Genomic DNA, 22,759 nt, shown 5'->3' on the forward strand with positions numbered 1-22,759 from the left:
TCAGTAGGCCCCTTCTCCACGGGTGACGACGGACCAGGTCTTCCAGAGAATCTGCAGGTCCAGGATGAGCGACCAGTTCTCCACGTACCGCAGGTCGAGCCGGACCGACTCCTCCCAGGACAGGTCGGAGCGCCCGCTGACCTGCCAGAGGCCGGTCATGCCCGGCTTGACGACCAGGCGGCGGCGCACGTCGGTGCCGTACTGGGCGACCTCCTCCGGCAGCGGCGGGCGCGGGCCGACGAGCGACATCTCGCCGCGGACCACGTTGAGGAGCTGCGGGAGCTCGTCGAGCGAGTAGCGGCGCAGGAACGCTCCCACGCGGGTGATCCTTGGATCGTTCCGAATCTTGAACAGCACCCCGTCGAACTCGTTCGAATTGATCAAGGAGCCTTTCAGGCGTTCCGCGTCCACCACCATCGTGCGAAATTTCACGACCTGGAATTCCTTGCCCCGCCTGCCCACTCTTGTCTGGTGGAACAGCGCCGGGCCCTGGCTGGTCATCCGGATGAGCAGCGCGATCGCCAGCAGCGGCAGCGCGAGCAGCAGCACCGCGGCCCCCGCCACCACCCGGTCGAACACGCTCTTGACGAACTGCCGACCGCCGTCGAACTCGGGATGCTCCACGTGAAGCAGCGGCATCCCGGCGACCGGCCTGATGCTGATGCGCGGCCCCGCCACGTCCATGAGCGCGGGCGCCACGAACAGGTCGGTGCGCGTGGCCTCCAGGCTCCAGGCGAGCCGGCGCAGCGCCGACCCGTCGAGCTCCGGGCAGGCCAGCACGGCGACCGCGTCGGCCCGGGTGTGCGCCACCACGTCCGCCACCTCGGCGAAGTCACCGAGGACCGGGATCCCGTCCAGGTCGGCGTCCATCCGGTCCTGCGGCAGGCAGGCCCCCACGACCCGCATCCCGTGATACGGCTGACGGCGGAACTGCATCACCAGGTCGAGAATCGACTCCCGATGCCCGACGGCGATGACCTGGCGCATGTAGTCGCCGACCGCCCGGCGGCGATGCAGGCGCTTGCGCATCCGATATCTGAAGAAAAGCGTGGAAAGCAGCGCCAGCGGCAGCATCGCCATCACGAAGCTCCGCGCGATCGCGGTCTGCGTGGCATATGCGCCGATGGCGACGGCGGCCATCAGTCCCACCCCGCCGTTGAACACCGCCTTGAACTCGTCCGTTCCCTCGCCGTTCGCGCGCTGGCGATACGCGCCGCCGACCCTGAGCGCCACCGGCCAGGCCGCCACCAGGGCGAATCCCAGCAGGAACTCCTCCGGCGGAATGTAGGCCCCGTAGATCAGCCGGACGCTCAGCACGCAGACGCATGCCAGTAATGCGCAGATCGTGTCCCCGGATAACAGAAGCCGTAGATACGCCCGTGTCCAGATGCTGGACGCATGGCGTGGCACGGCCTCGAGGAGCACGACAGCGGACTCCTCAGTCCCCACCCTCATAGCACCACCCAGAACTCATGTGCACCGCGTTAACGTGACGTTCCTTGAACCCCATGGGTTGACAACACCCCATGCACAATCAAGGGCGGCGGCCCCCACTAAAGAGTAAAGATCCAACTTGTAATGGGGAATATCGACTTTTGGCCACAATCGGACGGCCGGCGATCCGGCTCCAGGGCTTGACGGAACGGTCCACCAGTGATGCGGCACAGTTCGGGAAAATGCGAGGTTTATGCCGGTATTTCGGCAGGTGACAGGCTAGTCATACTCAAGATCGGGCAATGCGGACGGCGGATCGGGGCTCCGCCACACGACCACAACGCCGTCATGCGCCGAATCCGACGCCGTGGTCAACCTGTCGAGGTCGAAATCAGGAAGATAGCGGAGGCGCGCCAGAAAAGTGGCGTCGGTTGCCGAACGCGGCACCACGCACCCTTCGCCCTCCCGATCGAGCAAGATGTAGAGGACGTCGGCCTCCGGCTCGGTGGCCACACGGACCTCCACGACGTCCTCCCATGCGAGGGCCTCGACGCTCCCGTCCGCGTAGTGACGGGTGACGCCCTCCTCCGTGACATACACATAGGAGTCCGGCACTGGTTCGCCGTGCATGGCCGCGATTCTTGCGAGTTACGGGGCAGTCCCGCAAGGGTTCGCGCTGCTTTGGGAGTGACCCCACGAATGGCTGAGATGCGCCGCCACTGCCGCCCTGGCCGCCTCGGCGGGCCCTTCGGCGATGGCGTCGAGCAGTTCGCGATGCTCACGCACGAGCACGTCACGCTCCTCGTAGACCTGCCGCAGCCGCACCAGCCCGAGCTGGGTCTCGGCCGCCAGCGCCCCGTAGAGCCGCTCCAGCCGAGGGCTGCCGACCGCCTCGATCAGGGCCTCGTGCAGCGCCATGTGCTCGGCGACCGAATCCGACCAGGGCGCGTCGGCGGGCAGCGCCGCCATCCGCGCCAGCGCCGCGTCGGCCTCCGGCACCCGCCGCCCGGCCACGGCCGTGGCCATCAGGTCCTCCAGCGGCCTGCGCACGAACATCAGGTCGTCCAGGTCCGAAAGCGTCACCTCGGCGACATGCGCGCTGCGGTTGCGCTCGCGCCTGAGCAGCCCCTCGTGCACCAGCACGGCCAGCGCTTCGCGCACCGTCGGCCTGGCCACGCCGTAGGCCGCGGCGATCTCCTGCTCGGGCAGCGGCGTGCCCGGCTCGATCTCGCCGGAGAGCACCCGGCGGCGCAGCGCGTCAGCCAGCGCGCCGACAGCGGACACAGGCCGGATCGGCGACTGGGTCGACTGGACCGGCTGGGTTGGCCGGACTGGATGGCCGGGCTGGGTCGGCGGCTGGGTGGGCGGCGTCACGCGTGCGACTCTAACGCGCCCCGGCGGGCGTTTTCTCCCGTACGTCCACCCGGGCCGGCCTCTCGGGCAGCGCCACGGCCACCAGGCTGACCCCCAGCAGCACCAGCCCGCCGATCGAGACCGGGGCCAGCCGCTCACCGAGCACCACCAGGCCCAGCAGCGCCGCGACAGCCGGCTCGGCCAGCGCCAGCGTGGCGGCCGTGGCCACCGGAGTGGTCCGCAGCCCGCGCCCGTACAGGAAGTAGGACAGCGCGGTGGTGCCCAGGCCCAGGTAGAGGACGGCGAGCAGGACGATCGGCTCGACCGGCCAGGAGGAGCCCGGCCCGAGCAGGCCGGAGCCCCGCCAGATCAGGACCGGCAGCATGATGACCGCCGCGCCGCCGAACAGCACGCCCATCACCGCGTTCGACGAGCTGCCGCCGCTGATGGCGCGGGCCGCGCTGACCGCGTAGAAGGCGTAGAGCAGGCCGCCCAGCAGCGCGAACAGCACACCGGACACCACCTGGCCACCGGCCTGCGCGCCGCCGCCCGCGATCAGCGCCGCGCACCCGGCCACCGCCGCCGCCGTCGCCGCCGCCCACCGGGCGCTCGGCCGCTGCCGGTGCATCAGCCAGGACAGCAGCCCGGTGAACACCGGCCCGCTGCCGATCGCCACCACCGTGCCGATGGCCACGCCGGTGCGGGCGACGGCGGCGTAGAAGCAGAGCTGGTACGCGGCGACGGCCACGGCGGCCAGCAGCAGACCGGGGCGCACCGCCTGCCGCAGCCCGCCCCGGGCGAGCAGGGCCAGCGCCGCGCCGCCGATGACGAGCCGGGCGGCGGCCAGCGCGACGGAGTCGTCCGAGACGAGCATGCCCGCGGTGCCGGCCGTGCCCCACAGCACGGCGGCGGCCACGACGGCGAGCGGTCCGTTCCTCATACAGACATTGTCTGACAACTAGACAATTTCGTCCAGTAGCTGGTCCAGCAGCCGGCCTGTGGGCTGCGCCACGTCCGCCACGTACTCGTCCAGGACCGCCAGGGCGTCGCCCAGCTCCACGGCGGTCCGGCGGGGAAGATCGAGCAGCGGCTCGCCGTCGAGAGTGACCGCGCCGTCGACCTGCAGCACGCCGCCCGATGCGGCGACGGAGACCGCGACGGTGACCTCACGGCCGTCGGGCAGGGTGAACATGACGCCGGTACGGGCCCCGGCGGGCGGGAGGAAGGCGGCGAACGGCGCGCTGCGCACGAACGGGTGATGTAACTCGGCGAGGATTCCCGAGGCCCGGCTCAGGCCCGCCAGGAGCGCGGCCGCGGCCAGGCTGTCGCTGTCCACCACAAAAGCGTAGATCACCCCGCCCCCAAATAACCAGGCGATCCCATTTACCCGCCGGATCCCAGAGATCCCACAGATCCCGCCAACTACCCCGCCCCCGGCGATCCCCTCAGCGCCCCGGATCCCCGAGCCCTGGAGCACCTCAGCTCCGATCCCCGGGAAGCCCGGGACCCCCGAATCCCCCAGCCTCCCCAGATCCCCCCGCCCCCGTGTCCCTCCGTCCCGCCACCCCGGGGCGGGGCGGGCGCATCCGGAAGGCGCCCGCCGGTCGGTGGAGGACGCCGCATCCGGGAGGCGCCGCCACTCAGCGGCGAGGCGCCCGCACCGGAAGGCGGCGTGTTCCGGAGGTGATGTCAGTCGGTGGCGAGGCGGGCGTGGCGTTCGACGTCGTAGCGGATCCCGTCGTAGTGGAGCTTCCCGCGCTCGACGCCCTCCGGGCGGAAGCCCGCCTTGGTGGCCACCCGGCACGAGGCCGGGTTGTCGGTGCGGTGCCCCAGCTCCAGCCGGAACAGCCCGCGCTCCCCGAACGCCCATCGGGCCAGCTCGGCGGTGGCCGCCGAGGCGACGCCGCGCCCCCGCACCTCGGGCACCGTCCAGTAGGACACCCAGCCGTTGTCGTGCCTGTCGATCCCCGTCACCGCCACGTTGCCGACGACCCGCCCACCGAGCGTGACGGCGAACGCGTGGCCCACGCCGCTCCAGGAGGCGATCCAGCCGACCGCGTCCTGGAGCGTGACGACCGGCCAGGACGCCTGAGTGGCCATGTCCGGCGACCGGAAGGCACGCAGCACCGCCGGAGCGTCGTCCTCACGCCACTCTCTCAGCCCTATCTGTCCCATTACTGACCGATTTTATGGGCCTCCTCGAAAGCGGTGACGAGGTGCTTGGGCGCGGTCAGGCACCACGCCTCGGCGGTCAGCTCGAACAGCTCGTCCATCTCGATCCTGTCGAGGTGGACGACGACCCACCCGAACCGCCCGGCGGTGAACTGGATCTCGAACACCTCGGGCCGCTCGGCCACGAGCGCGAGCTGCTCCTCGATGGTGGACTTGAGCCCGACGGTCTCGGTCTCCTCCCACAGGTAGCCGAAGCCCTTGTCACGCACCTTGAGCGCGACCCAGCTCCCGCCGTCGCTCGTGCGCACCTCCGGCAGGCTGTCCAGCATGGTGAGGAATTCATCGACGGTCACACCCATGTGCTCCTGTGTAGCAAACGCCGCCGACAGTTCCTAAGGGATCAGCAGCCCCCAGTAGAAGGCCCACGGGACGAAGACCAGGCCGCCGGCCAGCAGCACGCCGAGCCGGACCTTCTCCCCTCCGGCCGGCGTCCGCCGCCAGGCGAGCGCGGCGAGCACGGTGGCCGCGACGACCGCCACCGCCAGCACCTGGAGCGCCAGCCAGATCACCGGCCGCCCCGCCAGCAGGGGACCGGGTGAGGCAAGCTTCCCTCCGCTCATGACCACGCTGAACAGGTAGCCGAACCCGCCCAGCACCGCCACCAGCCCGCCCGCGCTGACCAGGCGCGCGGCCCGGCTGGCGGGGACCCGCGACGCCCCGCGCAGCCGCCTGACCAGCGCGACCACCGGGTAGGCGAGGAACGCCACGACGAACAGCACCAGCGCGGCCGTCTGCACCGGGGCCGACTCCCACCAGGCAGGCGGCTCGACGGGCCGGGTGCGTGACGCCTGCTGCGGCTCGGGGCCTGACACGTCGGCCGTGGGCGCCTTGCCGGCGACGACCTGCTCGACCCAGGCGCCGACCGCGTCGGCGTAGCCTGGGGCGAGCTCGGGCAGCCGCGTCACGCCGCCGTCGGGGGTCCGGTGCGCGGCGTGGTCGGCGTCGGCGACGAAGCGGAACGCGTACTGCCGGTTGCCGCCCTTCTCCAGGGCGGCGGCCATCACGGGCGGGCTCTCCTGCGGCGGCGTCAGCAGGTCGTTCGTGCCCCATATCGACAGCACCGGCTGGCGCACCGCCGCGAGGACCGCCTCGGCGTCGTGGTACGGCTCGGGAAACAGGCCGCCGTCGGCGATGGCCCGATACAGGTTGTGCTCGGCCCGGTCCACCAGCGACCCGGACACCCCGGCCTTGCGCAGCCCGGCGGCCACGGCCCAGGTCTGCTGGCGCAGCGGCTGCAGGGAGTTCGCGCCGACGAGCACCACGAACGCGATCTCCGGCGACCGCGACGCCGCGATCGGGGCGACCCAGCCGCCCTCGCTCAGGCCCCAGATGCCGACCTTGCCGACCCCGTCCTGCTCGCCGAGAGTGGCGACGGCGCCGAGCGCGTCCTCGGCCAGTTGCTCGTAGGAGCGCTCGAAGAGCGAGTAGCCCTCGGAGCGCTTGTCGTAGATCAGCACGGCCATGCCGCGGCGGGCGAACTCGACGGCCTCGCCCATCAGCTTGGTCCTGGGCGTGCCCGTACCGGCTCCGTGCACGAGGACCATCCCGGGGCGCTCGCCGGGGGTGCGGGGGGACAGGACGGTGCCGTGCAGGGTGAGCCCGCCGCTGCCGCGGAAGCTCACCTCCGTGGCGGCCAGGTCGGACGGGACGGCCGGCTCCGGCTCGTCGGCGATGGCCGCCGCGGGTGTGGCGACCAGCGCCAGCACGACCGCCAATGCGGCGAAAAGTCGTCTCATATCGCCGAATATAATCTGCAGAGACTTCTCGGCAGAGAATTCTCTGCAAATCTCACTCGCAAGGACTAGACTGATCGTCATGAAGGATGAGGAGCCCGAAGAGCCTTCCCTGCTCGACCCGGAGAGGCTCAAGGCCCTCGCGCATCCCATGCGCCGGCTGATGCTGCGCCACCTCGGCATCCACGGCCCCGCCACCTCCACCACCCTCGGCGAGCTGCTCGGCGCCAAGACCGGCACCACCAGCTATCACCTGCGCCAACTGGAGAAGCACGGCCTCATCGAGGAGATCCCCGAGCGCTCCGCCGGCAGAGAGCGCTGGTGGCGCAAGTCCGACAGCCCCCGCGACCTGCGCCTGCCGACGGCCGACCAGCTCGCGCCCGAGGACCGGCCGGTGCTGGCGGAGTTCCAGCGCATGGGCCTGGAGGAGGACCGCGAGCTGCTGGAGCGCTTCCCGGCCGCCTATTACCGCGACCCCGACTGGGCCAAGGCGTCGCGCGGCATGGGACGCATGACCAAGGAGGAGTTCGCCGAGTTCTTCGACGCCTACATCGCGCTGCTGCTGAAGTACAACCACCGGCCCGAGGACGCCCCGCCCGGCGCCCGGCCCATCCACGTCCGCCTGTTCGCCCTCCCCGCCGACGAGGACTGACCACGACCACGACGGAGCGGATCACCGGCCCCATATGGGGGCCCTCGTCGTCGCCCTGATGTTCGACCGCTGATCAGGGGCGCGGCTGCGGGATCGTCACGACGCCGAGCGTGATCTGCCGCCGCCCCTCGGCCGGCTCCTTCTCCAGCAGCGGGCCGATCAGCTCGCGCAGCCCCGCGTGGATGCGCGCCACGTCGCCGGGGTCGGCCCACAGGTGCACCAGCGTGTACGTGAGCCCGTCGGCGACCGGATCGTCGGGTGGATTGCCCAGGTAGGCGTGCGCCTGCGCCATCAGCCCGGTCACGAACGCGGTCACCGCCCGGTCATGGTCGGCCGGGGTCAGCTCCCCCGGATCGGGCAGCGCGCCCTGGACCGCGCTCTCGTCCAGCTCGTAGGTGTGCTCGACCGCGCCGCGCACCTTGCGTTCGCCGGTGACGTGGACGACGCCCGCGTCGGTGAGCCACCGGATGTGCCGGTAGAGGCTGCTGTAGGGCACCTCGGGCAGCGCCTGGCGGAGCTGCGTGCCGGTGTGGGGGCCGAGCGCCAGGATCTGCACCACCCGGACCCGTACGGGGTGCAGCACACCTACATCGCTCACTGACGTCCTCCCGATCTCCCGACCCCGGAATCGTAGCGCGGCCGTGGCTATTGATTTCATTTGTGGCTATAGTCTCAAAAATGAAGTCAATCGTCCCCGGAAGGACCCCCGCCATGCCCGATCTGCAAGAACGCCTCACCACGCTCGCCGAACGCCACCGCGTCCCCGGAGCCGTGATCGCCGTCCTGCACGACGACGCCGTCACCGAAGCCGCCACCGGCACCCTCAACCTGCGCACCGGCGTCCCGGCCACCACCGGCTCCCTGTTCCAGGTCGGCTCGATCACCAAGACGTGGATGGCCACGCTGGTCATGCAACTCGTGGACGACGGCCTGCTCGACCTCGACCGCCCGATCCGCGACCGGCTGCCCGGCTTCACGCTGCCCGACGAGGACGCGGCCGCCGCCATCACCGCGCGCCACCTGCTGGCCCACACCGCCGGCTTCTCCGGCGAGGACCTCGACGACTACGGCCGCGGCGACGACGCCATCACCCGTCTCGTCGCCAACCTCTCCCGTGCCGCCCAGATCGTCCGCCCCGGCACCCTGTTCTCGTACAACAACGCCGGGTTCGTCGTCCTCGGCCGCCTGATCGAGGTGCTGACCGGCCAGAGCTGGAGCCAGGCCGTGCACCGGCGGCTCATCGCGCCCCTCGGCCTGACGGCCACGGTCACCCTGCCCGAACAGGCGCTCCTCCACCGGGCCGCCGTCGGGCACGTCGAGGCGGGCGGCACGGTCCAGCCCGCGCCCGTGTGGTCGCTCCCCCGGGCGCTCGACCCGGCAGGCGGGCTCTGCATGTCCGCCGCCGACCTGCTGGAGTTCGCGCGCCTGCACCTCACGCTCGGCCTCGCCCGCGACGGCTCCCGCCTGCTCTCCCCGGCCTCCGCCGAGGCGATCCGCACCCACCAGTCGTCCCCGCCGCCGCTGTCGGGGTTCCCGGCCTCGTACGGGCTCGGCATGGAGCTGTACGCGTGGGACGGCCGCGCGGTGATCGGCCACCACGGCGCCACCATCGGCCAGACGGCGTTCCTGCGCATGGTCCCCGACACCGGCACCGCCGTGGTGCTGCTGACCAACGGCGGCGCGCCCGCCGCACTCCACGACGAGCTGCTGCTCCCGCTGCTGGCCGAGCTCACCGGCGTCCGCCCGCCCGCCGCCGTGACGCCGCCCGCCGTCCCGGTCCCCTTCGACCCCGGCCGGTACGTGGGCGCGTACGACATGGGCCTGGCCACGATCCGCATCAGCCACGAGGGCGGCCCGTCGCTCACCATGACGATCGTCCCGCACGGCGCCATCGCCGAGGCCGTGGTCACCAACCCGGTCACCACGCTGGTGGCGCTCGACGACACGCACTTCGTCGAGACCGAGCCGGACGGCGGCCTGCACCGCGGCGTCGCCTTCCTGGACCCCGGCGCCGACGGGCGCTTCCGCATCCTGCACAACAGCCGGGCGCTCCCCCGCACGGCCTGACCGCCTCGGACAGCGCGAGCAGCCGGTACCCTTTCCCGACATTTCATGAAAGGACAGGTTCACCGGCATGCCGCTCACCGCCCGGCAGCTCAACCGGGCCACCCTCGACCGGCAACTGCTCCTGCGCCGCGCCCCGCTCGGCGTCAGCGACGGCATCCGCCGCATCGCCGCCCTGCAGGCCCAGGAAGCGGCCTCGCCCTACCTGGCCCTGTGGAACCGGCTGGCCGGCTTCGACCCGGCCGACCTCGACGCCGCCTTCGCCACCGGGACCGTCGTCAAGGCGACGCTGATGCGCATCACCCTGCACGCCGTGCACGCCGCCGACTACCCGGCCTTCCACGGCGCGATGCGGACCAACCTGCGCGCCGTCCGGCTGTACGACCGCCGCTTCACCTCGACCGGCCTGACCGCCGACGACGCCGACGCCCTGCTTCCCCACCTCGCCGCCTTCACTGCCGTCCCGCGCACCGCCGCCGAGATCGAAGCCCTCCTGGAGTCCCGTCTCGGCGAGCACGGCCGCCGCATGTGGTGGGCGCTGCGCACGTTCGCGCCCCTGCGCCACGCCCCCACCGGCGGCCCCTGGTCGTTCGCCGGCCGCGCCTTCGTCGCCTCGACCACGCCCCCGGCCCCGGCCCCGGAGGACGACTCCCTCCGCCACCTGGCCCTGCGCTACCTGGAGGCGTTCGGCCCCGCCACGGCGCCCGACCTCGCCCAGTTCACCCTGCTCGGCCGCCCGGTCGTCCGCCGCGTCCTCCAGTCACTCACCGGCCAGGTCGTCGAGCTCGACGGCCCCGGCGGTGTCACGCTGTACGACCTGGCCGGCGCCTCCCTGCCCGCCGCCGACACCCCCGCCCCGCCGCGCCTGCTCCCCATGTGGGACAGCATCCTGCTCGCCTACGCCGACCGCAGCCGCGTCATCCCGCCCGCCTACCGCCCCCTGGTCACCCGCCGCAACGGCGACGTCCTGCCCACCCTCCTGGTGGACGGCCACGTCGCCGGCGTCTGGCGCCCGGTCGACGACGGCATCGAGGCCACGGCCTTCCACCCGCTGGACGAGGAGACCTGGCATTCCCTCGCCACCGAGGCCGCCGCCCTGGCGACCTTGCTGGCGGCCCGCGACCCGGCCACCTACCGCCGCTACGCCCACTGGTGGACCAAACCCCTCCCCGCCTCCCAGGTCCGCATCCTCGGATAGGAGACCTTCAGGAGCCCATGTTGTGGTGCATGTAGGACGGAAACGTGGAGCCGGAACACGGCAGGCGCATCCCGGTCGCCGTCAGAGCGTCCACGATGTTGCCGGCGCCCACGTCGTTGAGCTTCCCATCACGGCACGCCCGAGCCAGAATCCAAAGGGAGCCATGCACTTCCAGTCCGTGTGCTCTCCCTACCGCCATCGCCTCACGGTCGTCGGTGATGGCGATCCCGTGATGCAGTTCGGCGGCGGAGAACACGCTGGCCTCTCCCAGGTTCCGCTGCTCGGAACCGATACGCTGCACCCACTTGACGAAGCACTTGATCTCGTCCAGTTCGTCAAGTCTCGCCAGACCGAGCCAGTCGGCGTCGAGCACGGCTTGCAGGAGCGGGTGCGCCCCGCAGCCCGCCCGTATTTCTTCCCGCACCACGTGCGTCGTGAGACACGTGGCCCCGGACAGCAGATCACGTAGGACGTCAAGTCGCTCGGCGCGCGAGAAGTGGCTGAGACACGTCGCGTCGAGCACCAGGACAGGGTCCGGCTCCACGCTGCTCAAAGCTCGGGATCCGCATCGTCACGTAGCGGCAGGTCGGCTGCCACGATCTGACCTCGCATCAACTCGACCGCACGGTGGGCAGTGATGAGCGACTTCTTGTAGGACTCCACCACCGCGTGAGCGTAGCCGGGCGGAACTCGTACGGTCTCCAGGTCAGGTTGCGGAGTCCATCCGACCGCCTCCATCAGCTCCGCACGCGTCGGATTCCGGCGGCGCATCTCCTTCGCCGCGCCCCTGTCGATGGCTTGCGCTTCGACGGCTTGCCGTACGGTCAGCGACCATGAGGTCCTGAAGCGTGCGGCGAGAACCACCAGGTCCTCCCGCGTCGCCCGCCCGTCGCTCCGGGTGACCGTACCGAAGGCCTCCACCGGCAACAGAAGCTCTGCGGAGAAGGCGTCGATGATCGCCTCGCGTTCGTCCCTTGAGGCATGGATGCCCATGTCCGAGGAGTACTCGTCCCCGATGATCATGTGGCCGAGCTCGTGAGCCGCTGTCGACCTCCGGCGGCCCGGTTCGCCCGCCTTGCTGACGACCGCCACGGCGAGATCGCCGTCAATGAGGGAGGCGCCATCGCCTGGCGCCTCCACCACGGCGACCAGTTGCCCCAGCCGTTCGCAAACGCTCATGAGGGAATTGATGGGTCCTGTTTCGAGGGCGAGCCGAGCCCTCACCCAGTGAGCCGCACGGCGAGCACTGCGGACATCCTCGATCGCCTCCGGGTACTTTTCGCCGCGTGGCGGCGCATATTCACCGAGTTCCACAAGCTGGCGAATGTCGCCGAGCCAGGTGGAGAGTGCGATTTCCATGCCAAAGGACTGCCGGGCCGCGTCGGTCGCCGTGTCTTCAGCCAACTCGGTCCGGCGGGACACGACCCGTGGCGGCGGAGCGAGGAAGTAGTTCAGCGGAACCCTGAGCACCGTGGACAGGCGGGACAGCTCAAGCGCGTCGACACGACGAACTCCACGCTCGATCTTGGCAATCATCGTGCGATCGAGCTTCAGGGCCGACGCGAGCTGCTCTTGAGACATGTCCGCTGCTACACGGCATTCCCGGACACGCTCGCCAATATCGGTCCACTCCCCGGGCTCCTTCATAGTGCGATATTCGCACACGCCGATCCGAGGAACGAGGCATCCCCGATTCTTTTCGGCAATCGTTACCTCGAATGAAGCTCCCTGCTGACGGCGAACAAGTGCGGCATTCGGGGCATCCAACCTCGCATGTTGATCACGTTGCTCGCCGCCACGCTGGCCCTGTCGCCTGTCCAGGTGCCCGAGAACTTCCTGCTGACCGAGAAGGAAGCCCGTACCCCGCTGTCCGAAATGGAGAAGTCGGAGGTGTGGTGGAAGATCAGCGACAGGAAGACCGCGCCCCTCACCCTGAACCCGTGCGGCCGCAAGCGCGTCCCGGCGGCGGGCCGGGCGGCGGCGCGTACGATCACGCACGACACCAGCGCGCCCTCGCACTCCGCCGAGCAGCTCGTGATCCACCGGAGCGAGGCCGCCGCCAGGAGCGCCATGCGCGGCCTGCTCGCCGACGCCCGCCGCTGCCGCACGAAGCCGGACGGCAAGCCGTACTCGTGGTCCGGCGACGGGAGGACGCGCTGGGAGGTGGCGCGCACGCGGGTGGGCGACGAGGCGGCGGTGATCCGGCTGATGATGTACGACAAGCTGAACAGGGAGTGGGCGCCCCTGCTGTCGGGCATCGCGGCGCGCAAGGGCCGGGCGCTGATCCTCTACACCGGCGACCTGGACACCCTCGGCCACTCGCGGAAGGGCGCGGTCAAGAAGCTGCGCGCGTCGGCCTCCCGCATGGCGGCCAAGGTGTGCTCGCTGCCCAAGGTGTGCTGACCGACAGGTCGTTGGACAGGTTGATGCGGATCTCCGTGTTGCGGTATCCGGCGCGCCGGAACGCGGCGGCCATCGGCGCGTTGCCCACGTCGGTGGTGGCGGTGACGCGCGGCTCCCCGTTCGCCGCGTGGAAGCGGGTGATCTCGGCCAGCACCTCGTCCACGTAGCCGCGCCCCCGCAGCTCGGGGACCACGCCGAGGTAGCCGACGTTCCGGTGGTACGGCGTCGCCGACGGGATGGCCAGCCCGCGACCTCGCCTTCCGGTGTGTACGCGAGCCGCCACCACGCACGCTCGCCCGGCGCGTCCAGGTAGAAGTCCATCTCCTCGCGGGCGGTCGCCTCGACGCCGTTGGCCGCCACGCTCACCCGGGTGTGCGCGTCCAGGCTGCCTTCGGCGATCCGCGCGAACACGGCCAGGAACTCCTCGTCGGACGCCTCGGCGAACCGCAGCGTGCCTGCCGTCGCGGGCACGCCGTCGGCGGGCGTCCACTCGAACTGCAGCCGTTCGACCTCCCTGGTGAGGCCGGCGGCGTGCGCCGCCGCCCGCCGCCACGCCACGGCGGGGTCGTCACGCCGGTCGCCGGCCACCTTGATCGCGTACTGCACCGGCTGCCGGAACCCGGCCAGCGCGGCCCGGACCAGCTCGGCGGCCACGGCGGCGCGATCACCGGCGGCGGGGTCGTCGGCGCTGATGCTGCGGAAGGAAATCACTTGCGCACCCTAACGGCGGACGCAACCGGGGAGCGGCCATCGGGATAGAGGGATATGTCAGCGTCTCGGACACGAGAGGAATCCATCATGGGGCTACGGCCGGCGTGGTGAGCCGACCCGCGGAGCAGCTCGACGACTCGGCGATCGTCGCCATCTCCTCGCACGACCCCGAAGCGTTCGGCGAGCTGTTCCGCCGCCACGCGCCGCGCCTGCACGCCTACGTCAAGCGCCGCCTCGGGCCCACGCTCGCCGACGACGTCGTGGCGGAGACGTTCGCCACGGCGTTCCGGCAGCGGGAACGGTTCGACGGGCGGGCGGAGTTCGCCGCCTGGCTGTGGGGCATCGCCGCCAACGCGATCGCCAGGCACCACAGGCAGGAGACCCGCATGTACAAGGCGTTCGCCCGCACGGGCGTGGACCCGGCCGAGGACGGCATCGCCGACCTGGTCGGCGACCGCGTGGCCGCCGCCGCGCACGCCCCCCGCCTGGCCAGGGCCCTCGCCACGCTGAACGCCCAGGACCGCAACGCCATCCTGCTGCTGGCCTGGGGCGAGCTGTCGTACGCCGAGATCGCGGCGGTCCTCGGCCTGCCCCTCGGCACCGTCAAGGCCAAGATCCACCGCGCCAGGGCCAAGCTCCGCAAGGCCATCCCGAGGGAGGACCACGATGGATGAACTGAACGCGCTCCGCCGGATGCGCGTCTCCCTGGCCGAGCAGGAGAGCCCGGAGACGCTCGCCCTGCGCGCCGACTGGCGCGCCACCCCGCCGCGCCGCCGCCGGGCGCCCGTGATGAGCATGCTGGCGGCTGCCGCCCTGGTCGCGGCCACGCTGGTCGCCGTCGCCCTGCCATCGTCTCGGGACGAATCGCCGCGGGACGACCGGCCCGCGCCCCGCCCGGAGAACGCCCTGCTGGTGGCCGCGGCCAACGTCCGCGCCGACCCGCCCGGCACGTACTGGCACACCACCCGCGTCAGCGGGAAGATCTACGCGGTCGGCACGAGCGCGGCGAACCACTACAAGGTCGATTCCAGGATGCGCTACGACCAGTGGACCGACCGGACCGGCGCGTCCTGCACCGCGCTCCGGGACCTGCCCGCCCGCCCCTGGACCGCCCGCGACCGGCGCAGATGGCAGCAGGCGGGCTCGCCCGCGAAGGTACGTGAGCCCGGCGGCGGCACCCTGTTCTTCGAGGCGTCCGGCCACGAGCCGGCCTGCCGCCGGATGAGCGACCCGCGCGTCCACGGCATGACGCCCCGCGACCTGGCCGCCCTGCCCACCGACCCGGAGCCGCTGAAAGAAGCCCTGCTCGACCTCGAAGGCAACTGGGAGCCCTACGCCCCGAAGGTGAAGAGGCAACCGATTCGCGCCCTCGACGGCGAGGCCCGCGTCCGAGCGCTCAGCGACGTGGCCGGCACCCTGCTGGCCCAGGCCCCCGCCCCACCGGCCGTCCGCGCCGCCGCGTACCGCATGCTCGCCACCCTGCCCGGCGTCACGATCGAGGGCCGCGCCCCCGACCCCCTGGGCCGCACCGGCGTGGTGATCTCCCTGCCGCTGGAGACGACCATCCCCCTCGGCACCTCGACCGCGCCGCAGCAGCTCGGCACCTACCGACGCCAGTGGATCATCGACCCCGCCGGCGGCACCCTGCTGGCCATGCGCGACCTCGTGGCGACACCCCCACGCGGCTCCCGCGCCCTCCCGCCCGGCGACGACGGCAAACCGCGCCGCCTGACCGCCGCCACCCAGCCCGAACGCTTCCACCAGCCGGGCGAGGTGTCCGCGTACGAGACGTACGAGGTGGAATGGACCGACACGCCACCGGAGAGCGGCCGGCCTGGCTAGCGGGCACCGCGCCGGACCACCCATTCAGCCACCACCACATTGATCACCCACCCGGCTCCGAGAAGCAGCGCCTTGGCCTGCTCTCCCGGAACCCCCACCGCGGAAACCCACAGCGCCTGCGTGAATGCCTGGGTCCCCGCCCCCAGGCCGATGGCGTACCCCCGGATCATCCACGCCCGATGCCGGGCGACCTCCCGCCGCCGGATCGCGGCGAACCCGAGCACGACGCAGACGGCCATCGCCGTCCCGAACCCGACCCTGATGCCCACCAAAAGCCCGCCGTCCTCGGGACGAACGGCCATCCACACCCCCGTGAACGCCGCGACCAGTCCGAACCCGACCAGCCCCCGCCCTACCCGCCGATGCCAGCCGTTCCCCCCACGCCCCCGTAACTTCGGGACGAACTGGAACGCCCCCAGCACGGTGTACGCGGTCACGCAGAGGATGTGCGACACCAGCGGCACCGGCATCCCGGAAGCCGCGCTCTCCGGCATGCCCACCGGCCCCCCGGCCAGCTCGACCATCCGCATGCCCCCCGCGACCAGCGGGACGACACCGAGCCCGATCAGCCCGGCCGGAACCCGCCACCCGCCACGCGTTGCCGCCTTCGCATCCCTCATGCCTCCGATGGTGACGACCGGCGCCCCGAACCACCTCAGCCATAAGATCCCGCCCCGAACCATACTTTCGGCTGATGAGACAGTGACCAAGCATGGACACCACCGGGATGCTGCACCACGTCGAAATCTGGGTCCCCGACCTCCACCGGGCCCGGACCAGCTGGCAATGGCTGCTGGAATCGCTCGGCTACGTCGCGTTCCAGAGCTGGGCCGACGGCCGGAGCTGGCGCCTGGGAGCCACGTACATCGTCCTGGAGCAGTCCCCCGCACTCACCGCCGACCACCACGACCGCTCCCGCCCCGGCCTGAACCACCTCGCCTTCCACGCCGGCCCCCGCCCCCGCCTGGACGCGCTGGTCGAACGAGCCCCCTCCCACGGCTGGACCCTGATGTACGCCGACCGCCACCCGTACGCGGGCGGAAGGCAGCACTACGCCGCCTACCTGGAGAACGAGGACGGCTTCGAGGTCGAACTGGTCGCCACCACCGAGCCCTCTGAGCCCAGGTGACTCCTGCTGCCCGGCGAAATTGTCCTTCCCCTCCGCCATGATTGCTCCGCTCGCATCCGCTCACGTGATCCCGAGGGAGCCGTCATGACCGCCAACGCATCCGCCGGATGGTCCGATCTGGGGTGGCACTCCTGGGACGACCTCGCCCTCGTCCGCGCCAGGCTCGACGCCGGCGCCGACCCGAACGACGGGGCGTACCCGTACACGCGTCCCCTGCACGCCGCGGCGGAACGCGGCTCCCCGGAGGTGATCGCCGAACTGGCCGCCCGGGTCGACGACGTCGACGCGGAGTGTGAGGGCCGCACCGCGCTCTGGGATGCGGTCTTCAACAAGCGGCCCGGGATCGCCCGCGCCCTGGTCGCCGCCGGAGCCGACCCGTGGCGCACCATGATGAACGGCTGGTCGCCCGGCCGCCTCAGCCTGGCCGGCCCCACCCCCGGCCTGTTCTTCCCCTTCCCCCAGGGTCACGCAACCCTGACCGAGGCGGAGGCCGCCGCGGTCGCCGAGGCCGACCGCCTGATCGCCGTGCTGGACGAGCTGGAGGACGAGGACGGCTTCAGCCTGGCCTGCGTCCGCGGCATCACCGCCGCCGAAGCGGCACGCCGCCTGGCCGCCGAACCCGCCGACGAGGCAGAGGTGGACGAGATCCTCGAAGACCCCTTCCACGACGAGGCACTGCGGCTCATCGGCGTAACCGACGTCCCCGGCGGCTGCGTCGTCAGCCAGGCGTCCGGGTACATGGCCGACGCCCCCGGCGTCATGAAGGCCCTTTCCGCCGGCACGGTCGCGTACGGCATGTTCGCCAACCCCAAGAGCGGCAACCAGGGCTGCGTCTTCCGCGACGGCGAGGTCGTCGACTGGGACACCCACCCGGGCGGCGGCAACGTCTCCCCGGGCGCCTCGGCCGCGGAGATCCTGCTCGAGTTCCTGTACGAGGGCCACGCCGAGGCCTACTGCTTCGCCGCCGCCGCCCTCCGCCCCACCGACGCCCGCTCCCTCACCAGCCCCGACACCCACCTACGCCTACCAGAAGCCGACTACTGGCCCTGATCCAACCGCTTCGGCGGGTGCCTCCGTGACCCGGCCTCCGCGTTCGGGGCTCATGGCGCAACCTGTACCGGCCCGAAGTCCCCACTCGTAGGCCGGCGCGCCTCGGCGTATCGCGCAGGGTCAGCCTTGATTCTGGCTGTGGCCCGCCAGCCCGCAATGACCTCCTGGCTGGTGGCGTCGACGTCCGGCTCGGCCTCGTCGGAAAGTGCTCCGCCGAGCTCCAGCATGAAGCACGAAGTTCGTCGGGAGCCAGGTGGCGAACCCACGGATCACCCTCAGGCCGCAGGAGCACGTGGAAGGATCCGTACTTCCAGATCGGCGTCCAGAGCTCGGGCCAGACGCTCGAGGACCGGCAACGTCGGAACGGTGCCTCCAGCCTCGAAACGAGCCACGGCCGACTGCGTCATGTCGGCAGCCCGGGCCAACTCGCTCTGGCTCCAGCCACGGGATTCCCTCATGCGCCGCACTGCCCGACCGAGTTCGAAGGCAAGACGAGTCGCATCGTAAGCCTCGGCCGCACCCGGCTCGGACAGCCGCCGATCCCGGAGATCGGCCCAATCGGTCCGCTCGGTCATCACCACTCCTCGTCCACCGAGTGCGCCTCGTCCCTACAGCGGTACAGCGCCCGCCGCGCCCGGTCAACTTCTCGATCTTCCCTCATTCGCGTTTTGCGGAAACGGTCAGAAGGATGACCCGCCGCTGCGGTGCGATCCAGTAACTGATCCGCATGGTCAGATCATCAAGGTAGAACCGTAGCTCGCGCAGCTTGCCATCAAGCTGTCGCGTGTATGGGTCCCCGAGGAGCGGACCCTCCGCCGCCAACAAGTCGATGTAAAAAGCCGCACGCGCGAACGACTCCGCCGATAGTTTCTCCAGCCACTCCCGACCCTCCGGCTCGAGCTCCACGGCACCCCAGGCCATAGCAACGATGCTATGGCCGCGAGCACAGCGTCCTGCGATTACCAGGATTCGGCTACTAAGAGTCACGTACCCGAGTCGCCCTGCAAACCGCTACGCCTCACCGGGCCTCAAGCCGACCGGTCAGGCCGCGCCCTTGCCAGTGCCGCAGAAGGATGTCCCCCAGGCCCGCACCTCACCCACCAGAGTTCCGGCGCCGCGCGGTCGAGCTCGCACGCCAAGGCGACAAACCACTCGTCCAGCTCGCCAAGACCTGCGCGTCAGCCGGTCGCGCCTGCAGAACTGGCTACGACAGGCCGACGCCGACGACAACCGCGGTGCCGCCGACATCCGTGCGGCCCTCACGCAGCCTAGACAGCGACCACCTGCACTGCTTTCCCGCACAGCTTGCTCATGTCGTCCTCATCAGACGTCAGGACGACGGCAGGGCGCACCGAACGCAGCGCGGTGGCCGCGACCACGGCGTCAATGGCGTACTTGTGCCCATGCAGCCGGGCATCTCGAAGAAGCTCGATCGCTCGCGAGGAGATGTCCTCGGTCACCGGTTCGATCTTCAACCGGGACAGATACCACCTGAGACGATCCCCTTTGACCCGAACATCTTGCGCCTCGATCGGCGTCATGGCGCTGACCACAACCCGAAAATCGTTGTCCTGCGCCTCCCTGACGAACGCCGTCACCCGCTGGTCGGCCTCGCACCACTTCACCAGCCCCTCGCAATCGAGGACGACGGTGCCCGCGCTCAACCGGCTTCGTGCGCGCGCCATGAGTCCTCCTCTTGGAGTTCGGGCGCGGACTTCACGTGGCGGAACAACTCCGCCGCCTCGTCACGCAAGTCCTGCGGGATAGGCCCGGAGGCGGCCTCGTTCACCTGCAGGGCTTCCTCCAGAAGGTCCCGCTCGATCTGACGCTCCACAGCGGCATCAACGTAGGCGGAAAACCCGCGGGCTCCGACCCGCTCTCGGACAGCGCGGATGTTGCCCGTTCTCAGAGACACACTGACCTTGGCAGCCGGACCGTCCCCCGGCCCGAAGTCTCGTTCTGGCATGCTCATGGCCTGAGTTTACTACTCGAAGTAGCAAAACACTGGATCCGCTCTGGTGGCTGGTGAGCCCACCTGGCGTCACGCCTAGCGGAACTTGTCGCCGTATCGGATATCCCCTGCGGTGATCAACGGCTCATGCCGTAAGCGGCGGCCACATCACAGGCCAGTTCCACCTGTCCCCGGAGCACGTCGCCCACCGCGCCGTACACCTCGACCGAGATCACCGAGCCGCCCACCGCCTGTGCCAGCCTGAAATCAAGCCTCGCTGTCTCCCCGACGAGCGGATAGCCGTACCAGCGTTCTTCCTGCTCATCGTCAGTGCTGAGTAACCCCGTCTCAACCGCCTGCCAGTCGAGATCGTCGAATTCGTACCCGATGAGCGACGCGAGGATCTCGCAGAAGACCCTCGCGTTCTCCTCCTTGATCCACCCAGCGTGGATCAAGTCGAGCCGATCAGGCCTCACCGGACGTCAGGCCGACCGGGCAGGCGACGCCCGTTCCGCCGATGCCGCAGTACCCGTCGGGCACCTTGAAGAGGTACTGCCGGTGGTAGCGCGCACAGAACCAGTTTGGGAGGCCTTCAGCCCGCTCGAAGAGCAGCGACCGCTTCGACGAGGCCCGCCGCCTCCAAAGCGTCGAGCACATCATCAACGGGACAGCGGAGTTCATCAGGCAGCGGAGCCTGCCGAGCTTCTCCGCAGGAATGTCGGGCCGGTTGGTCGCAAGGTTGCGCTGCATCTCGTCAAGGATTCTGTTGGTCCACCTGGCTTGCACCCGTCATGGCGAGGCGAATGAGCAGGTCACGCAGCGTGTTGCCGTACAACACGTTCGCATCGTAGACCACCACGAATGTCATGGCTCAGATGCCCAACTCTTGCCCCAGCGCAGCAAGTTCATCGGCCGCGGTCCGGCGCTTGGCGTCATCGCGACGCTTGTACTCCTGAAGATCCTCGTACCTGATTCGGCGGTGCTTGCCAATCAACCGGAAGGGAATTTCTCCCGCCTCCAGAAGTTTGATCACGTACGGGCGTGAGACGTTCAGCATGTCCGCCGCTTGCTGTGTCGTCAGCTCAGCATGCGACGGAATCACCGTGACTCCGCGCCCTTCGGCTGCTTGGGCAAGGATGAAGGCGAGCAGACTCACGGCTTCGCGAGGCAGGATCAACGGATCCTCACCCCCGTGTTCTCCGGCGACCCGGACGGTCGGCTGCTCGGGATACCGCATGAGGTAATCCTTGATCCGGCGTACCGCGCGACCGGCTACCTCGGCATCGATGCTCCCCGGCTGCACTCGCTTGGCCTGCACGTCACCCATGACGTCACCCCCTCTTCGCAGTATCCGCAACAGACGAAATAAACGCAAGCAAAATCGCTAGCGGCTTACGGGCGCACACGGCGGAAGACGGCCCTCAACAGAAGCATGGGCATGCTGCTGCCCCAAGGCCCGGATGGGCGATGAAGGCGTGGATCTCCGCGAGGCCGGCACAGGAAGGGGATGCCGACCGGCCTCCGGGCCGGTTGTCGCTCAGTTAGTCCCCCAGGATCGGGCCTGCGGGCTGGGGCTGCTGCCACACGTTGCGACCGTTGCCCCACAGCTCGGAGGCATGGTAGGCAAACCGATCGAACAGGCCGTCGTCCTGATACCGCCGCAAGTGCAACATGGGCGAGTCGTGACCGACGAGCTTCGCCAAGTGCGGCGTGACGAGCATTTCCGAGTCGAACCGGAACACGCTCATGGCGATGTGCTCGTCACCGAACCGGGCCTCGACACCGGCAACGTCACGTAGCTGCTCGATCTCCGACAGAGTGATCCGGATGCGCGTGGAGACGGTCAGCGGAACGTTCTCCACGTCCTCACGGTGGCGCGTCACCTCACTCTCCGGATCGCCGACGAGGAACCGAATCTTGCAGCCCTGCTGCGCCTTCCGCTTGAGCACCTTCGCGAGATTGGGGTGTTCCAGCCACAGGAAGTAGTTGGTGTAGCCGGCGAACACGATCTCGTTGCGCGCCGAGCTGATGAGATTGCGCCAGATTGATTTCGGACATGCGGAGCGATACGGATAGACGGTCAAGACTTCCTTATCCGGCCCAGTTTTCACCGTATTGCGAATTGCATCCGGCCATAGCACGGCTGTCTCAACTCCTAGTGCCTCGGCGGCGGCCCATTGGTGCCGCATGTGTGGAACGCGCGTTTCGTCTTGCAGCCAGCGTTCCACCGTCTTGACGTCCACGCCACATCGGTCGGCCAAGTTCTGGTTCGTGACCTGGGCGTTCAGCATGGCGCTGCGTAGGGGAACGTTGGCCACGGCACACCTCGAACTGGAGGACGTCAGGGACGTTCGGAGCGTAACGCTGTAACGTCCTGGACGTCTTGATAACGCGGTGGGTTTGTCACGCTCAGGTAAGCACGCTGATCGCATGTCCACTCCGGTGATTCTCGAAGACCTCCAAGCGGCATTTCCCGGTTGGTGCATTTGGCGTAGTTCTGTGGGCCGTCTCTGGGCCACCCGGAACGGTCGTCGCCTGTCCCCGCGCGAAGTAGATCACGGCCTGTCCCAGACGATCGACGCGGACGACATCGTCCATCTCGCCGAGCAGCTGAAGGAACAGGAGACAGCAGAGGAGGCGTTGTGAGCCGCCCTTCGCTCGCACCGGAGACCCACGCCGCCGCTGCCCTGGCCAACGCCCTCGCCGCCCGGGGAGTCTCCGCAGACGTGCACGACGGCTACGGCCTGGCGCTGGTGTCCGTCTGGGTCGGATTGGTCGTCTGGTGTCACGGCGGGCGCTACTGGTGGCGATCGGCATGGGATGCGAGACGACAGCGAGTCATCTACGCCTGGCACCCCTCCACCGAACCCGCTCGGGCCGCTCACCGAGTCGCTCTCCGCTACGCCCAACTACGGGAGTCTCAGCCGATTTGTACGCCGGTCGCCGGAGCCCACCCGTGCCCATGACCTTGGCGAAGCTGATCGCCCAGTACCCGGCATGGAAGGTT

31 protein-coding genes are annotated in these 22,759 nt (G+C 70.1%); 10 read left to right on the forward strand and 21 right to left on the reverse strand.

Translation table 11 applies throughout. The features are described 5' to 3' along the window. The 8 genes from AB0G11_RS07755 to AB0G11_RS07790 form a co-directional block, all read right to left on the reverse strand. Positions 1 to 1,455, reverse strand: coding sequence for a sugar transferase (locus AB0G11_RS07755; RefSeq protein ID WP_357584647.1), 1,455 nt, complete (start codon positions 1,453 to 1,455; stop codon positions 1 to 3). Positions 1,456 to 1,713: 258 nt separating this feature from the next. Beyond that, on the reverse strand, positions 1,714 to 2,064 hold the full coding sequence (locus AB0G11_RS07760; RefSeq protein WP_219504557.1) for a hypothetical protein: 351 nt from the start codon (positions 2,062 to 2,064) through the stop codon (positions 1,714 to 1,716). A gap of 18 nt (positions 2,065 to 2,082) precedes the next feature. Beyond that, positions 2,083 to 2,718, reverse strand: a complete 636-nt coding sequence (locus tag AB0G11_RS07765) for a GntR family transcriptional regulator (protein WP_357584649.1) — start codon at positions 2,716 to 2,718, stop codon at positions 2,083 to 2,085. Between the two features lie 100 nt (positions 2,719 to 2,818). Then, positions 2,819 to 3,727 (reverse strand): EamA family transporter, encoded by a 909-nt coding sequence (locus AB0G11_RS07770; RefSeq protein WP_357584651.1) that lies wholly within the window; start codon positions 3,725 to 3,727, stop codon positions 2,819 to 2,821. Between the two features lie 18 nt (positions 3,728 to 3,745). Next, positions 3,746 to 4,123, reverse strand: a complete 378-nt coding sequence (locus tag AB0G11_RS07775; RefSeq protein WP_357584653.1) for a hypothetical protein — start codon at positions 4,121 to 4,123, stop codon at positions 3,746 to 3,748. A gap of 353 nt (positions 4,124 to 4,476) precedes the next feature. Next, entirely contained in the window at positions 4,477 to 4,962 is a 486-nt protein-coding gene (locus tag AB0G11_RS07780; protein WP_357584655.1) for a GNAT family protein, read from the reverse strand. After that, positions 4,962 to 5,318 (reverse strand): MmcQ/YjbR family DNA-binding protein, encoded by a 357-nt coding sequence (locus AB0G11_RS07785; protein ID WP_219504548.1) that lies wholly within the window; start codon positions 5,316 to 5,318, stop codon positions 4,962 to 4,964. Before AB0G11_RS07785 ends, AB0G11_RS07780 begins: the two co-directional genes overlap by 1 nt. 33 nt (positions 5,319 to 5,351) lie before the next feature. Then, a complete protein-coding gene (locus tag AB0G11_RS07790; RefSeq protein WP_357584657.1) occupies positions 5,352 to 6,755 on the reverse strand; it encodes a prolyl oligopeptidase family serine peptidase in 1,404 nt (467 codons plus the stop codon). 79 nt (positions 6,756 to 6,834) lie between these two features. On the opposite strand from AB0G11_RS07790, the gene AB0G11_RS07795 reads away from it, so the two are divergent. Next, entirely contained in the window at positions 6,835 to 7,404 is a 570-nt protein-coding gene (locus tag AB0G11_RS07795; protein ID WP_219504544.1) for a helix-turn-helix domain-containing protein, read from the forward strand. A gap of 73 nt (positions 7,405 to 7,477) precedes the next feature. On the opposite strand, the gene AB0G11_RS07800 is transcribed toward AB0G11_RS07795, so the two are convergent. Next, entirely contained in the window at positions 7,478 to 8,002 is a 525-nt protein-coding gene (locus AB0G11_RS07800) for a helix-turn-helix domain-containing protein (protein ID WP_219504542.1), read from the reverse strand. Between the two features lie 113 nt (positions 8,003 to 8,115). Here AB0G11_RS07800 and AB0G11_RS07805 point away from each other — a divergent pair, with 113 nt between their 5' ends. Together AB0G11_RS07805 and AB0G11_RS07810 are read left to right on the forward strand one after the other, a co-directional pair. After that, positions 8,116 to 9,471, forward strand: a complete 1,356-nt coding sequence (locus tag AB0G11_RS07805) for a serine hydrolase domain-containing protein (RefSeq protein ID WP_357584659.1) — start codon at positions 8,116 to 8,118, stop codon at positions 9,469 to 9,471. 67 nt (positions 9,472 to 9,538) lie between these two features. Next, on the forward strand, positions 9,539 to 10,666 hold the full coding sequence (locus AB0G11_RS07810) for a winged helix DNA-binding domain-containing protein (protein ID WP_357584661.1): 1,128 nt from the start codon (positions 9,539 to 9,541) through the stop codon (positions 10,664 to 10,666). A gap of 7 nt (positions 10,667 to 10,673) precedes the next feature. Here the strand turns inward: AB0G11_RS07810 and AB0G11_RS07815 are convergent, their stop codons facing one another. Together AB0G11_RS07815 and AB0G11_RS07820 are read right to left on the reverse strand one after the other, a co-directional pair. Beyond that, complete coding sequence (locus tag AB0G11_RS07815; protein ID WP_357584663.1) at positions 10,674 to 11,189, reverse strand: hypothetical protein; 516 nt, start codon at positions 11,187 to 11,189, stop codon at positions 10,674 to 10,676. A gap of 26 nt (positions 11,190 to 11,215) precedes the next feature. After that, a complete protein-coding gene (locus tag AB0G11_RS07820; RefSeq protein WP_357584665.1) occupies positions 11,216 to 12,313 on the reverse strand; it encodes an XRE family transcriptional regulator in 1,098 nt (365 codons plus the stop codon). A gap of 126 nt (positions 12,314 to 12,439) precedes the next feature. On the opposite strand from AB0G11_RS07820, the gene AB0G11_RS07825 reads away from it, so the two are divergent. Beyond that, the gene (locus tag AB0G11_RS07825; RefSeq protein ID WP_357584667.1) at positions 12,440 to 13,069 is read left to right on the forward strand and encodes a hypothetical protein; all 630 of its coding nucleotides are present in this window, start codon (positions 12,440 to 12,442) and stop codon (positions 13,067 to 13,069) included. Here AB0G11_RS07825 and AB0G11_RS07830 read toward each other — a convergent pair. Continuing rightward, entirely contained in the window at positions 13,002 to 13,352 is a 351-nt protein-coding gene (locus AB0G11_RS07830; RefSeq protein ID WP_357584669.1) for a GNAT family protein, read from the reverse strand. The two genes, AB0G11_RS07825 and AB0G11_RS07830, sit on opposite strands and share 68 nt — an antisense overlap. Positions 13,353 to 13,441: 89 nt before the next feature. Between AB0G11_RS07830 and AB0G11_RS07835 the strand changes: the two genes are divergently transcribed. From AB0G11_RS07835 to AB0G11_RS07845, 3 genes are read left to right on the forward strand one after another with little or no spacing between them, the layout of a single operon-like run. Next, complete coding sequence (locus tag AB0G11_RS07835) at positions 13,442 to 13,828, forward strand: hypothetical protein (protein ID WP_357584671.1); 387 nt, start codon at positions 13,442 to 13,444, stop codon at positions 13,826 to 13,828. 59 nt (positions 13,829 to 13,887) lie between these two features. Further along, entirely contained in the window at positions 13,888 to 14,454 is a 567-nt protein-coding gene (locus AB0G11_RS07840; RefSeq protein ID WP_219504523.1) for an RNA polymerase sigma factor, read from the forward strand. Next, positions 14,447 to 15,622, forward strand: coding sequence for a CU044_5270 family protein (locus tag AB0G11_RS07845; protein WP_357584673.1), 1,176 nt, complete (start codon positions 14,447 to 14,449; stop codon positions 15,620 to 15,622). Before AB0G11_RS07840 ends, AB0G11_RS07845 begins: the two co-directional genes overlap by 8 nt. Here the strand turns inward: AB0G11_RS07845 and AB0G11_RS07850 are convergent. Further along, positions 15,619 to 16,242 (reverse strand): DUF2306 domain-containing protein, encoded by a 624-nt coding sequence (locus AB0G11_RS07850; protein ID WP_357584675.1) that lies wholly within the window; start codon positions 16,240 to 16,242, stop codon positions 15,619 to 15,621. The two genes, AB0G11_RS07845 and AB0G11_RS07850, sit on opposite strands and share 4 nt — an antisense overlap. Positions 16,243 to 16,334: 92 nt before the next feature. Here AB0G11_RS07850 and AB0G11_RS07855 point away from each other — a divergent pair, with 92 nt between their 5' ends. Together AB0G11_RS07855 and AB0G11_RS07860 are read left to right on the forward strand one after the other, a co-directional pair. Then, a complete protein-coding gene (locus AB0G11_RS07855; protein WP_219504520.1) occupies positions 16,335 to 16,751 on the forward strand; it encodes a VOC family protein in 417 nt (138 codons plus the stop codon). Positions 16,752 to 16,835: 84 nt separating this feature from the next. Next, positions 16,836 to 17,801, forward strand: a complete 966-nt coding sequence (locus AB0G11_RS07860; RefSeq protein ID WP_357584677.1) for a DUF6461 domain-containing protein — start codon at positions 16,836 to 16,838, stop codon at positions 17,799 to 17,801. A 275-nt stretch (positions 17,802 to 18,076) separates the two neighbouring features. Here AB0G11_RS07860 and AB0G11_RS07865 read toward each other — a convergent pair whose 3' ends face one another. From AB0G11_RS07865 to AB0G11_RS07900, 8 genes are all read right to left on the reverse strand, one after another. Beyond that, entirely contained in the window at positions 18,077 to 18,376 is a 300-nt protein-coding gene (locus AB0G11_RS07865; protein ID WP_219504518.1) for a helix-turn-helix transcriptional regulator, read from the reverse strand. Positions 18,377 to 18,458: 82 nt separating this feature from the next. After that, positions 18,459 to 18,722 (reverse strand): type II toxin-antitoxin system RelE/ParE family toxin, encoded by a 264-nt coding sequence (locus tag AB0G11_RS07870; protein WP_357584679.1) that lies wholly within the window; start codon positions 18,720 to 18,722, stop codon positions 18,459 to 18,461. A 347-nt stretch (positions 18,723 to 19,069) separates the two neighbouring features. Further along, positions 19,070 to 19,486, reverse strand: a complete 417-nt coding sequence (locus tag AB0G11_RS07875; RefSeq protein ID WP_219504516.1) for a PIN domain-containing protein — start codon at positions 19,484 to 19,486, stop codon at positions 19,070 to 19,072. Continuing rightward, the gene (locus tag AB0G11_RS07880) at positions 19,462 to 19,773 is read right to left on the reverse strand and encodes a hypothetical protein (protein ID WP_219504514.1); all 312 of its coding nucleotides are present in this window, start codon (positions 19,771 to 19,773) and stop codon (positions 19,462 to 19,464) included. Before AB0G11_RS07880 ends, AB0G11_RS07875 begins: the two co-directional genes overlap by 25 nt. Positions 19,774 to 19,889: 116 nt before the next feature. Beyond that, positions 19,890 to 20,207, reverse strand: a complete 318-nt coding sequence (locus tag AB0G11_RS07885; RefSeq protein ID WP_357584680.1) for a hypothetical protein — start codon at positions 20,205 to 20,207, stop codon at positions 19,890 to 19,892. Between the two features lie 10 nt (positions 20,208 to 20,217). Next, the gene (locus AB0G11_RS07890) at positions 20,218 to 20,502 is read right to left on the reverse strand and encodes a hypothetical protein (protein WP_357584682.1); all 285 of its coding nucleotides are present in this window, start codon (positions 20,500 to 20,502) and stop codon (positions 20,218 to 20,220) included. Between the two features lie 121 nt (positions 20,503 to 20,623). Further along, complete coding sequence (locus AB0G11_RS07895) at positions 20,624 to 21,079, reverse strand: helix-turn-helix domain-containing protein (RefSeq protein WP_357584684.1); 456 nt, start codon at positions 21,077 to 21,079, stop codon at positions 20,624 to 20,626. Positions 21,080 to 21,293: 214 nt separating this feature from the next. Further along, a complete protein-coding gene (locus tag AB0G11_RS07900; RefSeq protein ID WP_357584686.1) occupies positions 21,294 to 22,070 on the reverse strand; it encodes a hypothetical protein in 777 nt (258 codons plus the stop codon). A 112-nt stretch (positions 22,071 to 22,182) separates the two neighbouring features. Between AB0G11_RS07900 and AB0G11_RS07905 the strand changes: the two genes are divergently transcribed. After that, positions 22,183 to 22,398, forward strand: coding sequence for a hypothetical protein (locus AB0G11_RS07905; protein ID WP_357584688.1), 216 nt, complete (start codon positions 22,183 to 22,185; stop codon positions 22,396 to 22,398). Positions 22,399 to 22,759 lie beyond the last annotated feature (361 nt).

The sequence above is a fragment of the Nonomuraea sp. NPDC023979 genome (assembly GCF_040639085.1).
Classification (GTDB): Bacteria; Actinomycetota; Actinomycetes; order Streptosporangiales; family Streptosporangiaceae; genus Nonomuraea; species Nonomuraea ceibae.

Bases quoted from the DNA above. Each gene is read 5' to 3' on its own strand.
- AB0G11_RS07785 (WP_219504548.1), bottom strand. From the start codon at position 5,318: ATGGGTGTGACCGTCGATGAATTCCTCACCATGCTGGACAGCCTGCCG.
- AB0G11_RS07825 (WP_357584667.1), top strand. From the start codon at position 12,440: ATGTTGATCACGTTGCTCGCCGCCACGCTGGCCCTGTCGCCTGTCCAG.
- AB0G11_RS07820 (WP_357584665.1), bottom strand. From the start codon at position 12,313: ATGAAGGAGCCCGGGGAGTGGACCGATATTGGCGAGCGTGTCCGGGAA.
- AB0G11_RS07795 (WP_219504544.1), top strand. From the start codon at position 6,835: ATGAAGGATGAGGAGCCCGAAGAGCCTTCCCTGCTCGACCCGGAGAGG.
- AB0G11_RS07810 (WP_357584661.1), top strand. From the start codon at position 9,539: ATGCCGCTCACCGCCCGGCAGCTCAACCGGGCCACCCTCGACCGGCAA.
- AB0G11_RS07770 (WP_357584651.1), bottom strand. From the start codon at position 3,727: ATGAGGAACGGACCGCTCGCCGTCGTGGCCGCCGCCGTGCTGTGGGGC.
- AB0G11_RS07780 (WP_357584655.1), bottom strand. From the start codon at position 4,962: ATGGGACAGATAGGGCTGAGAGAGTGGCGTGAGGACGACGCTCCGGCG.
- AB0G11_RS07875 (WP_219504516.1), bottom strand. From the start codon at position 19,486: ATGGCGCGCGCACGAAGCCGGTTGAGCGCGGGCACCGTCGTCCTCGAT.
- AB0G11_RS07870 (WP_357584679.1), bottom strand. From the start codon at position 18,722: ATGGCCTGGGGTGCCGTGGAGCTCGAGCCGGAGGGTCGGGAGTGGCTG.
- AB0G11_RS07760 (WP_219504557.1), bottom strand. From the start codon at position 2,064: ATGCACGGCGAACCAGTGCCGGACTCCTATGTGTATGTCACGGAGGAG.
- AB0G11_RS07860 (WP_357584677.1), top strand. From the start codon at position 16,836: ATGACCGCCAACGCATCCGCCGGATGGTCCGATCTGGGGTGGCACTCC.
- AB0G11_RS07880 (WP_219504514.1), bottom strand. From the start codon at position 19,773: ATGAGCATGCCAGAACGAGACTTCGGGCCGGGGGACGGTCCGGCTGCC.
- AB0G11_RS07895 (WP_357584684.1), bottom strand. From the start codon at position 21,079: ATGGGTGACGTGCAGGCCAAGCGAGTGCAGCCGGGGAGCATCGATGCC.
- AB0G11_RS07755 (WP_357584647.1), bottom strand. From the start codon at position 1,455: ATGAGGGTGGGGACTGAGGAGTCCGCTGTCGTGCTCCTCGAGGCCGTG.
- AB0G11_RS07890 (WP_357584682.1), bottom strand. From the start codon at position 20,502: ATGCAGCGCAACCTTGCGACCAACCGGCCCGACATTCCTGCGGAGAAG.
- AB0G11_RS07855 (WP_219504520.1), top strand. From the start codon at position 16,335: ATGGACACCACCGGGATGCTGCACCACGTCGAAATCTGGGTCCCCGAC.
- AB0G11_RS07790 (WP_357584657.1), bottom strand. From the start codon at position 6,755: ATGAGACGACTTTTCGCCGCATTGGCGGTCGTGCTGGCGCTGGTCGCC.
- AB0G11_RS07905 (WP_357584688.1), top strand. From the start codon at position 22,183: ATGTCCACTCCGGTGATTCTCGAAGACCTCCAAGCGGCATTTCCCGGT.
- AB0G11_RS07805 (WP_357584659.1), top strand. From the start codon at position 8,116: ATGCCCGATCTGCAAGAACGCCTCACCACGCTCGCCGAACGCCACCGC.
- AB0G11_RS07850 (WP_357584675.1), bottom strand. From the start codon at position 16,242: ATGAGGGATGCGAAGGCGGCAACGCGTGGCGGGTGGCGGGTTCCGGCC.
- AB0G11_RS07845 (WP_357584673.1), top strand. From the start codon at position 14,447: ATGGATGAACTGAACGCGCTCCGCCGGATGCGCGTCTCCCTGGCCGAG.
- AB0G11_RS07865 (WP_219504518.1), bottom strand. From the start codon at position 18,376: ATGACCGAGCGGACCGATTGGGCCGATCTCCGGGATCGGCGGCTGTCC.